The organism is Micromonospora sp. (assembly GCF_048594385.1).
Taxonomy (GTDB): domain Bacteria; phylum Actinomycetota; class Actinomycetes; order Mycobacteriales; family Micromonosporaceae; genus Micromonospora; species Micromonospora wenchangensis.
This window is the reverse complement of the sequence record NZ_JBMDWU010000181.1, coordinates 1-8,911: the sequence shown is the minus strand read 5'-3', so window position 1 is coordinate 8,911 and position 8,911 is coordinate 1. Positions and strand designations below refer to the sequence as shown.

8 protein-coding genes are annotated in these 8,911 nt (G+C 74.1%); 4 read left to right on the top strand and 4 right to left on the bottom strand.

Annotated features, from left to right (window positions below):
* Together ACOJTC_RS09680 and ACOJTC_RS09675 are read right to left on the bottom strand one after the other, a co-directional pair.
* Window positions 1-1,150 (bottom strand): serine/threonine-protein kinase (locus tag ACOJTC_RS09680; protein WP_420116605.1); only part of this gene is annotated, 1,150 nt, incomplete at its 3' end.
* A gap of 139 nt (window positions 1,151-1,289) precedes the next feature.
* The gene (locus tag ACOJTC_RS09675) at window positions 1,290-1,820 is read right to left on the bottom strand and encodes a MarR family winged helix-turn-helix transcriptional regulator (protein ID WP_420116604.1); all 531 of its coding nucleotides are present in this window, start codon (window positions 1,818-1,820) and stop codon (window positions 1,290-1,292) included.
* Window positions 1,821-1,871: 51 nt separating this feature from the next.
* Between ACOJTC_RS09675 and pip the strand changes: the two genes are divergently transcribed.
* From pip to ACOJTC_RS09655, 4 genes are all read left to right on the top strand, one after another.
* Window positions 1,872-2,825, top strand: a complete 954-nt coding sequence (pip, locus tag ACOJTC_RS09670; RefSeq protein WP_420116603.1) for a prolyl aminopeptidase — start codon at window positions 1,872-1,874, stop codon at window positions 2,823-2,825.
* 195 nt (window positions 2,826-3,020) lie between these two features.
* On the top strand, window positions 3,021-4,154 hold the full coding sequence (locus ACOJTC_RS09665; protein WP_420116602.1) for a peptidoglycan-binding protein: 1,134 nt from the start codon (window positions 3,021-3,023) through the stop codon (window positions 4,152-4,154).
* Window positions 4,155-4,212: 58 nt separating this feature from the next.
* Window positions 4,213-5,787 carry a glutamate synthase-related protein gene (locus ACOJTC_RS09660; RefSeq protein WP_420116601.1) on the top strand — a complete coding sequence of 525 codons (1,575 nt, stop codon included), beginning with the start codon at window positions 4,213-4,215 and terminating at the stop codon, window positions 5,785-5,787.
* Window positions 5,788-5,902: 115 nt separating this feature from the next.
* Window positions 5,903-6,274, top strand: coding sequence for a hypothetical protein (locus ACOJTC_RS09655; protein WP_420116600.1), 372 nt, complete (start codon window positions 5,903-5,905; stop codon window positions 6,272-6,274).
* Window positions 6,275-6,315: 41 nt separating this feature from the next.
* Here the strand turns inward: ACOJTC_RS09655 and ACOJTC_RS09650 are convergent, their stop codons facing one another.
* Both ACOJTC_RS09650 and ACOJTC_RS09645 read right to left on the bottom strand, forming a co-directional pair.
* Entirely contained in the window at window positions 6,316-7,782 is a 1,467-nt protein-coding gene (locus ACOJTC_RS09650) for an SDR family NAD(P)-dependent oxidoreductase (protein WP_420116599.1), read from the bottom strand.
* Between the two features lie 154 nt (window positions 7,783-7,936).
* On the bottom strand, window positions 7,937-8,578 hold the full coding sequence (locus ACOJTC_RS09645; protein WP_204928380.1) for a hypothetical protein: 642 nt from the start codon (window positions 8,576-8,578) through the stop codon (window positions 7,937-7,939).
* Window positions 8,579-8,911: the final 333 nt, after the last annotated feature.

Genomic DNA, 8,911 nt, shown 5'->3' with positions numbered 1-8,911 from the left:
CGCTCGCCGTCGGGGTGGGGCTGCGACTCGGCTCCGCCGGCACGACGGGGATGGCCGGCGCGGCGGCCAGCTGCGAGGGGCTGCGGGTGGCGGCGGCGGTCGCTCCCGGCCCGACGGCGCCGTCGGCGAGGGTGAGCGGCCCGGACCGCCGGGCGGCGACACCCAGCGCGACGACGCCGACCAGCAGGGTGGCGGTCAGGCCCACCCCGACCAGGACGCTGCGCAGGCCGCCGCGCCGCAGGGCCGGGTGGGGACCGGCGTCGGGGGCGTCCGCCGCCTCGCCGGCTCCGGGTGCCCCGTCGGGCAGGGGGAGGGACGCGGCGAGCAGCGCGACACGCTGGGCGAGCTGACGCCGGCCGCGTTCCTCCCAGTCCCCGCCGTACGAGCGGGCGGCGGTGTGTTCCAGCTCGGTGAGGAAGATCTCGGCCGGCTGGGTACGGTCGCCAGGGCACCAGGCCAGCCCGTGCCGGAGCAGGTCGTGCACGGGTGCCGGGGTCGGGGCGTCCGGGACCGGCGCGGCGCTGTGCTGGGCGCGCAGGGTCGCCAGGTCCCGCCCGTCGTAGGGGGGTCGCCCGGTGAGGCACTCGGCGAACGTGGCGGTGGCGGCGTAGATGTCGCCGGCCGGCTCGGCGGGGGCGCCCGTCCACTGTTCGGGGGCCAACCGGCGGCCGGTGCCGGTGGGCAGGACGACGGCGAAGTCGGTGAGCTTGCCCCGCCCGTCCGGGGTGACGAGGACGTTCTCCGGCCGGTGGTCGCCGTGCACCACGCCCCGGGCGTGCGCGGCGGCGAGCCCGGCGAGCGAACTCTTGAGGACGTGGAGCGCGGCCTCCGGCGGGACCGGGCCGTGCGCGCGTAGCAGGTCGCGCAGCGTCACCCCGTTGACCAGTTCGGTGACGATCGCGGCGGCGGAGTGCGACTCGGCGTACTCGAAGAGCCGGCAGACGTGCGGATCGTCCACGTCGACCAGCAGCCGCGCCTGCTCCCGGAAGGCCATCCGGAAGGCGGGGTCGGCACCGAGGGACGGGGTGAGGTAGCGGATGGCGACCGGGGTGCCGGTGGCGTCGTGGGTGGCGAGCAGCACCCGGCCGGACGCGCCCGTGCCGAGCTGCCGTACCGGGGTGTAGCCGGACAACCGCCAGTCGCCGGTCACCCGCCGGCCTTTCCGGTCCGCCGGGACTGGTCACAGGTCAGGGCCACACTGATCATTCTTACCCGGGTCGAGCTGCGGTCCATCGGCGCAACGGTTGTTTCCTCGCGTCCGGACGTCCGGCTGCGGAGATTGTTTCCGGTCACCCGGGCGGGGTCGCCGGCCGGTCGCCCGGGTCGTGGCCGGTCGGGCGGGCGAACTGCGGGGCGACGTCGGCGACGCGTTGCCGCATCGACCGCCGCCGCAGCGCGGCCAGGGCCTCGTCGACGAGGCGGCTCAGCGGGTACGCCAGCTCCGCCTCGAACCGGCGGGCGGCGGTGGCGGTGGCGGCGTACTCGGCGTGCAGGACGGGCAGCAGGTCCCGGGCCCGGTCGGTGGGGGTGACGATGCGGTGCCGGGCGTCGACGCCGGGGCTGAGGGTGACCAGCCCGTCGGCGGCCATCCGGGCGATCGTCTGGCTGGCGGCGGAGTGGGTCACCCCGGTCGCCCCGGCGAGGGTACGGATCGACGCCGGGCCGAGCCGGTCCAGCGCGATCAGCACCGGGGTGAAGCGGGGTCGCAGGCCGGGCAGCCCGAGGTCGGCGTAGACGGCGGCGACGTCACCGTCGAGCAGTTCGAGCAGGTGCCGCAGCCGGGTGCCGAGCAGTGCGGGGTCGGACGTTTCGTCGGGCATGCCGTAATGTAACAGCGCTGTTGTATCTCGCGACCCCGGGGAGGTCCACCGATGGACGAGCGGTACCCGCCGATCGAGCCGTACGACCAGGGCATGCTCGACGTCGGCGACGGCAACGCGGTCTACTGGGAGGTCTGCGGCAACCCGGCGGGCCGCCCGGCGCTGGTGGTCCACGGTGGACCGGGCTCGGGCTGCGGCCCGTGGGCCCGGCGGTACTTCGACCCGGCCCGCTACCGGGTGGTCCTGTTCGACCAGCGCAACTGCGGGCGCAGCACCCCGCACGCCGCCGACCCGGCCACCGACCTGCGGCACAACACGACCGCGCACCTGGTCGCCGACATGGAACGGCTGCGCGAGCACCTGGGCGTCGACAGGTGGCTGCTCTACGGCGGCTCGTGGGGCTCGACGCTGCTGCTGGCGTACGCGCAGCGGCACCCGCGGCGGGTGTCGGCGATCGTGATCGGGGCGGTCACCACCACCCGCCGGTCGGAGGTCGACTGGCTCTACCGGGGTGTCGGCAGGTACTTCCCCCGCGAGTGGGAACGGTTCCTCGCCGGCGGCGGCGTCGGCCCGGACGACGACGTGGTCGGCGCGTACGCCCGGCTGGTGGAGGATCCGGACCCGGCGGTCCGCGAGCGGGCGGTGCGGGACTGGTGCGCCTGGGAAGACGCGGTGGTCTCCGCCGAGGGGGTGGGCAACCCGTACGGCGACCGCCCGTCGGCCGAGCGGACCGCGATGGTCCGGATCTGCGCGCACTACTTCTCGCAGGGGGCCTGGCTGGCCGAGGGTGAGCTGATCCGGCGGGCCGACCGGCTCGCCGGCATCCCGGGGGTGCTGATCCACGGCCGGGTCGACCTGGGCAGCCCGCTGGCCACCGCCTGGGAGCTGCACCGGGCCTGGCCGGATTCGCGCCTGCACGTGGTCGAGGGGGCGGGTCACTTCGGCACGGTGCAGACCCGGCGGCACCTGCTGGCCGCCCTGGACGACTTCGCCGTCGCCGGCTGAGCGGTCGACCCGGGACCCCGACGGCAGGAAATTCGGACAGTTCTGCCCGGCACGCCGCGACGATGGGCAGAATCGATCGATGACGCCCTCTAGCGCCGACCGCCGGGGTGGCAATATCCTCCATCTCACGCGCAATCGTTGGAGCTAGTTTTCAGATTCGTCGCCAGTGCCGTCGCCGGTCGCCGAGGAGATGCCATGTCCGTCGTACGCCCCGCACTCGACCGTCGTACGCTGCTGCGGGCCGGCCTTGGCGCGGCCACCGTCGCGGTCGTCGGCTCCGAACTGGCCCTGCCGGGCGAGGCCCGGGCCGCCGCCCCCGGCGCGGACCTGGACTGGATCATCGGGTGCGACGAGTGGGACGCCCGCCCGCCGGCCGACCCGCTGTCGGTCAGCACGATCCCCACCAACAAGATCATCGTGCACCACATGGCCTTCCCGAACGTCACCGACTACTCCCGCGAGCAGGCGGTCACCCTGGCCCACGACTGCCAGGACCTGCACATGGACGGCAACGGCTGGTCGGACACCGGCCAGCACTTCACCGTCAGCCGGGGCGGGTACGTCCTGGAGGGACGGCACGGCAGCCTGGAGCGGCTGCGGGCCGGCGACCGGCAGATGATCTCGGCGCACTGCCCCGGCGAGAACGGCCGGGCCATCGGCATCGAGAACGAGGGCACCTACGTCACCGACACCCCGCCACAGGCGCTGCTCGACTCGCTGGTCCGGCTCTGCACCACCATCTGCCGGCAGTACGGCCTGCACGCCCACGACATCTTCGGCCACTGGGACTTCCGCGCCACGCTCTGCCCCGGCGCGCAGTTCTACCGCCTCTTCCCCGGCGTACGACGGGAGGTGTTCCGCCGGCTCGGCGCCCGCCCGGTCGACGTGCCGGAGCGCCGCTGGCCCGACCTGTGGCGCTTCGTCAACGCCCCCGGCGTCCAGGTCGCCCAGTACCTGCTGGCCTACCGGGGCTACCCGGTCACCCCGAGCGGCACGTTCGACGCCGCCACCGTCGCCGCCGTCGGCGACTGGCAGGCCCGCAACGGCATCCCCGTCGACGTCGACGCCACCCTGACCGCCCCCACCTGGGAAACCCTCGCGCCCGAACTGGACCGCGACGCCACCGGCCTGCCCGTGCAGGCGGTGCAGTTCATCCTGAACTGGAAGGGCTACGCCGAGGTCACCGTCACCGGCAGCTACGACCCGGCCACCCGCCGCGCCGTGCAGGACCTCCAGGCGCTGCACAACCTGCCCCGCACCGGCCGGGTCTCCACCAGCACCTGGTGCGCACTGGTCGGCGGCATCGTGCGGCAGTCGCTGCGGCGCTGACCACCCGCCACGCGGGCAGGCCGTTTGGGCGGCGGCGGCAGCGGGGAGTGTGGCCGGCATGACGTGGGCCCGCCGCACCGTACCCGTGATCGCCGCCGCCGTCGCCGGCCTGGCCGCCCGGGACGTCCTCCAACGTGACCATGCGCTGCTGCGCAACTTCCCGCTGGTCGGGCGGGCCCGCTACCTGCTGGAGGCGATCGGTCCGGAGCTGCGGCAGTACATCGTCGCCGGAAACGACGAGGAACGCCCGTTCACCCGGGACCAGCGGCGGTGGATCTACGCCTCGGCCAAGCAGGAGAACAACTACTTCGGGTTCGGCACCGACAACGACGTCGAACGCAGCCCCGGCTACCCGATCATCAAACACCGCACGTTCGCCCGAACCGTCCCGTCGTCGGTTCCGGCCGCCGGGCACGACGTACGGCTGCCGGCGGCCAAGGTGCTCGGCGGGCCACGCGGCCGGGCGAAGGCGTTCCGCCCCGGGTCGGTGGTCAACATCTCCGGGATGAGCTTCGGCTCGCTGTCCGGCAACGCGGTGTCCGCCCTCAACCAGGGGGCGGCGCTGGCCGGCTGCCTGCAGAACACCGGCGAGGGCGGTCTGTCGCCGTACCACCGTCACGGCGGCGAGCTGGTCTTCCAGCTCGGTACGGCGTACTTCGGCTGCCGGGACGCCCGGGGCCGGTTCGACCTCGCCCGGCTGCGCGACCTGGTCGCCGGGGCACCGGTGCGGGCCCTGGAGATCAAGCTCAGCCAGGGCGCGAAGCCCAGCCTGGGCGGGCTGCTGCCCGGGGCGAAGGTGTCCGCCGAGATCGCCGCCACCCGGGGGATCACCGCCGGACAGGACTGCGTGAGCCCGTCGCGACACGCCGAGTTCTCCGACTGCGACAGCCTGCTGGACTGGGTGGAGCTGCTGGCCGCCGAGACCGGGCTGCCGGTCGGCATCAAGTCCGCAGTCGGCGACCTGGGGTTCTGGGAGGAGCTGACCACGCTGATGCGCGACACCGGCCGGGGCGTCGACTTCGTCACCGTCGACGGCGGCGAGGGCGGCACCGGCGCCGCACCGCTGATCTTCACCGACTCGGTGTCGCTGCCGTTCCAGCAGGGCTTTGCCCGGGTCTACCGCACCTTCGCCGAGCGGGGGCTGCACGAGCAGACCGTCTTCGTCGGCGCGGGCAAGCTGGGCCTGCCGGACAACGCGGTGGTGGCGTTCGCGCTCGGCTGCGACCTGGTCAACGTGGGCCGGGAGGCGATGCTGGCGATCGGCTGCATCCAGGCGCAGAAGTGCCACACCGACACCTGCCCCACCGGGGTGGCCACCCAGAACGCCTGGCTGGCCCGGGGCCTGGACCCGGCCCGCAAGTCGGTGCGGGCGGCCAACTACATCGGCACCCTGCGCCGGGACCTGGTCAAGGTGGCCGAGGCGTGCGGGGTCGAGCACCCGGGGCTGATCGACACCGACGCCATCGAGATCCTCGACGGCCGGACCTCGGCCCGCCCCCTGCGGGAGGTCTACGGCTACCAACCGCAGTGGGGGCTGCCGTCGGCGGCCGACCGGGCGGAGATCGCCCGACTGATGGCCGGCGAGGCGCCCCGGGGCGGCAGCGCACTCCCCTCGGCCACCGCCCAGGGCTGACGCGGTTCCCTCCTGCGGGGACGCCGAGCCACCCGGCCCGACCGGGAAACGCCCCGATTGCCCGACTGATCCGTCGGGGCTTCCCGGTCGCCGTCGGCTCGGGCATGCTGGACCGATGGGAGAGGTACTGCCGATGCCCAGCTTCGGTGACCTGTTCACCGACACGCGGGGCGACGACCGGACGATGCGGGTCAGCTACCACCCGGAGCGGGCAGCGGTGGTGCTGTCCCTGTGGAGCGGAACGACCTGCCGGGGGTCGTTCCGGATGGCCCTCGACGACGTGTCCCGGCTGCGCGCCGTGCTGGCCGAGATCGAGGCGTCGTCCACCCCGACCACGGTGCTGCCGGCCGTCCCGCCCGCCGGCGGGCCATCCGGGCCGTTCGACGCTACCGCCCCGGTCGCGCCGAGATCACCGGCCGTCGACCAGACCGGCGACATCTCGGGCACCGCCCACCGGGGCATGCTGCCGGTCCCCCGGGTGGCCTGACGCGGCGGATCGCGTCCCGGGCCGGGGTTGCCCCGTGCCGCTCACCAGGCGCAGGGCGCGTAGTCCTTCAGGAAGCAGCCGTACAGTTCCTCGCCCCGCTCGCCACGCACGATCGGGTCGTACACCCGGGCGGCCCCGTCGACCAGGTCCAGCGGGGCGTGGAACCCCTCGTCGGCCAGGCGCATCTTCGTCGGGTGCGGGCGCTCGTCGGTGATCCACCCGGTGTCGACGCTGGTCATCAGGATGCCGTCGGCGCGCATGTCCTCGGCGCTGGTGCGGGTGAGCATGTTCAGCGCCGCCTTCGCCATGTTGGTGTGCGGATGCCCCGCCCCCTTGTAACCCCGGGCGAACTGCCCCTCCATCGCCGACACGTTCACCACGTACGCCCGCCCGGTCGGCGCGGCGGCCAACGCCGGCCGGAGCCGACTGACCAGCACGAACGGGGCGGTCACGTTGCACAGTTGCACCTCGAGCAGCTCGACCGGGTCGACCTCGTGCACCCGCTGCACCCAACTGTTGGTGTCCCCCAGGTCGGGGGCGAGCCCACCGGCGTCCACGGCGGTGGCGGCGGCGATCCGCTCCGGCGTGGCGGACCGGCCGGTCAACGCCAGTGCGGTCAGCGCGTGCGGGGCGATGGTGGGTGTCGGCAGGGTGCCCTCGGGCAGCGCCAGGGTGACGCCCCGGCCACCGGTGAAGGTGAGCAGCTCCGGCAGCGGTCCCTCGGGCAGTGCCGCCGACTCGGCGGCGACCAGGTGGGCGTACGCGCCGGGGGTGCGGCGGACGGTCTGCGCGGCGTTGTTGATCAGGATGTCCAGCGGGCCCTGCGCGGCGACCGAGTCGGCAAGCGCCACCACCTGGGCGGGATCACGCAGGTCGATGCCGACCACGCGCAGCCGGTGCAGCCAGTCGGCACTGTCGGGCATGGCGGTGAACCGGCGGACCGCGTCGTGCGGGAACCGGGTGGTGATCGTGGTGTGCGCACCGTCGCGCAGCAGGCGCAGCGCGATGTACATGCCGATCTTGGCGCGGCCCCCGGTGAGCAGGGCCCGCCGCCCGGTCAGGTCGCACCGTGCGTCGCGGCGTTCCCGGTTGAGCGCGGCGCAGTCGGGGCAGAGCTGGTGGTAGAACGCGTCCACCTGGCGGTCCCGGGTCTTGCAGATGTAGCAGCCGCGCGGGTTGATCAGCGTTCCGGCGGTGTCCCCGGCGGTGGGTGAGGCCAGCGGGATGCCCTTGGTCTCGTCGTCGATCCGCCCCGGGGCGCCGGTGGCGGTGGCGGCCGTCACGGCCCGGTCGTGCGCCAGGACGGCGTCCCGCCGTTCCTCGCGTCGCCGTTGCTTCACCATCTTGAACAGCCGGGCGGTGGCGCGCTGCACCCGTACCACGTCCGGGTGGTCGCTGGGCAGCGACTCCAGCGCCGCGAAGACCCGCAGCGCGACCGCCAGCTCGTCCTGGTCGACGCCGGGGGTGCCGGCGTCGGGGACCGGTTGTCCGACGTTGTCCACCGTCATGTCCGCTATCGTCCCGCCCTCGCGTCCGGGGCCGACCGCCGGCCCGACCCGGGAACTCTACGCACCCGCGACGGGCCGACGCGACGCGCGGGGCTCGGCGTCGGCGGTGAGCCGGGCCACGGCCCCGTCCGGAGCCGCAACCCGAGCCCGCCCGTCAGGGCAGCCTGATGCTCTTGGTGTTCGGGAAGCTGTACGGGCAGGACGCCGACGAGCCGGTGCCGACCACGACATAACCGGCGGGGATCGGCGAGGCCGAGCAGATGACGGTGATGCCCGTGGTGGACGGGGTGGTGATGGTCCAGGTGTTGGGGAAGCTGTACGGGCAGGACGCCGACGAGCCCTGCGCGACGATCACGAAACCGGACGGCAGGGTGGACGCCTTGCACATCACGCTCGCCGAGCCGGTCGGCGGGATCTTGATGGTCCACGTGTTGGGGAAGCTGTACGGACAGGACGCCGACGACCCCTCCGCCAGGATCACGTAGCCGGGCGGGATGGTGGAGACCTTGCACACGACGGTGGTCGAGGTGGTCGACGGCGTGGTGATGGTCCAGGTGTTGGGGAAGCTGTAGGGGCAGGACGCCGACGACCCCTCCGCCACGATCACGTAGCCGGCGGGGATCGGGGAACTCTTGCAGATCGTCGTGGTCGCGGCGCTGGCCGGCGTGGCGACGGTGAACGTGGCGGCCACCCCCGCGACCAGGACGGCGAGGGCGGCCAGAACGGCGCGCAGGGGGGTGGTCGTTCCCGGGCCCCGCCGCCGCAGCGGCAGGCCCGTCCGGGCGATCCAGTTCACGCGGGATTCCCTTCACTCACGGAGTGCGCGACTACCGAGGGCGTCGTTGCCGATACGCGCTGTGAGCATAATGGACGCTCGGGGGTCGCCCGGCAACCCCCGACCCTGATCGGGGAGCGTCGAGGACCGGACAGCGGCACCGCCGGCCGCCAGGCTCCCACCGACGGGACACTGCCGCGCGTAACCGGTTGCTACCGTGTCGGTGACGTCGGGTCGGTCGACCACGGCGGGGCGGCGCCACCCGGCGCGGGGGGGGCGGGGCCACAGTACCCCGGGGGGGGTCGGATGTGGGGGGGCGAGGCGGCCCAGGACCCCCCCCCACCCCGGCGCGAC

Coding starts and splice junctions, on each gene's coding strand:
- ACOJTC_RS09665 (WP_420116602.1), top strand. CDS start 3,021: ATGTCCGTCGTACGCCCCGCACTCGACCGTCGTACGCTGCTGCGGGCC.
- ACOJTC_RS09650 (WP_420116599.1), bottom strand. CDS start 7,782: ATGACGGTGGACAACGTCGGACAACCGGTCCCCGACGCCGGCACCCCC.
- ACOJTC_RS09655 (WP_420116600.1), top strand. CDS start 5,903: ATGGGAGAGGTACTGCCGATGCCCAGCTTCGGTGACCTGTTCACCGAC.
- ACOJTC_RS09675 (WP_420116604.1), bottom strand. CDS start 1,820: ATGCCCGACGAAACGTCCGACCCCGCACTGCTCGGCACCCGGCTGCGG.
- ACOJTC_RS09660 (WP_420116601.1), top strand. CDS start 4,213: ATGACGTGGGCCCGCCGCACCGTACCCGTGATCGCCGCCGCCGTCGCC.
- pip (WP_420116603.1), top strand. CDS start 1,872: ATGGACGAGCGGTACCCGCCGATCGAGCCGTACGACCAGGGCATGCTC.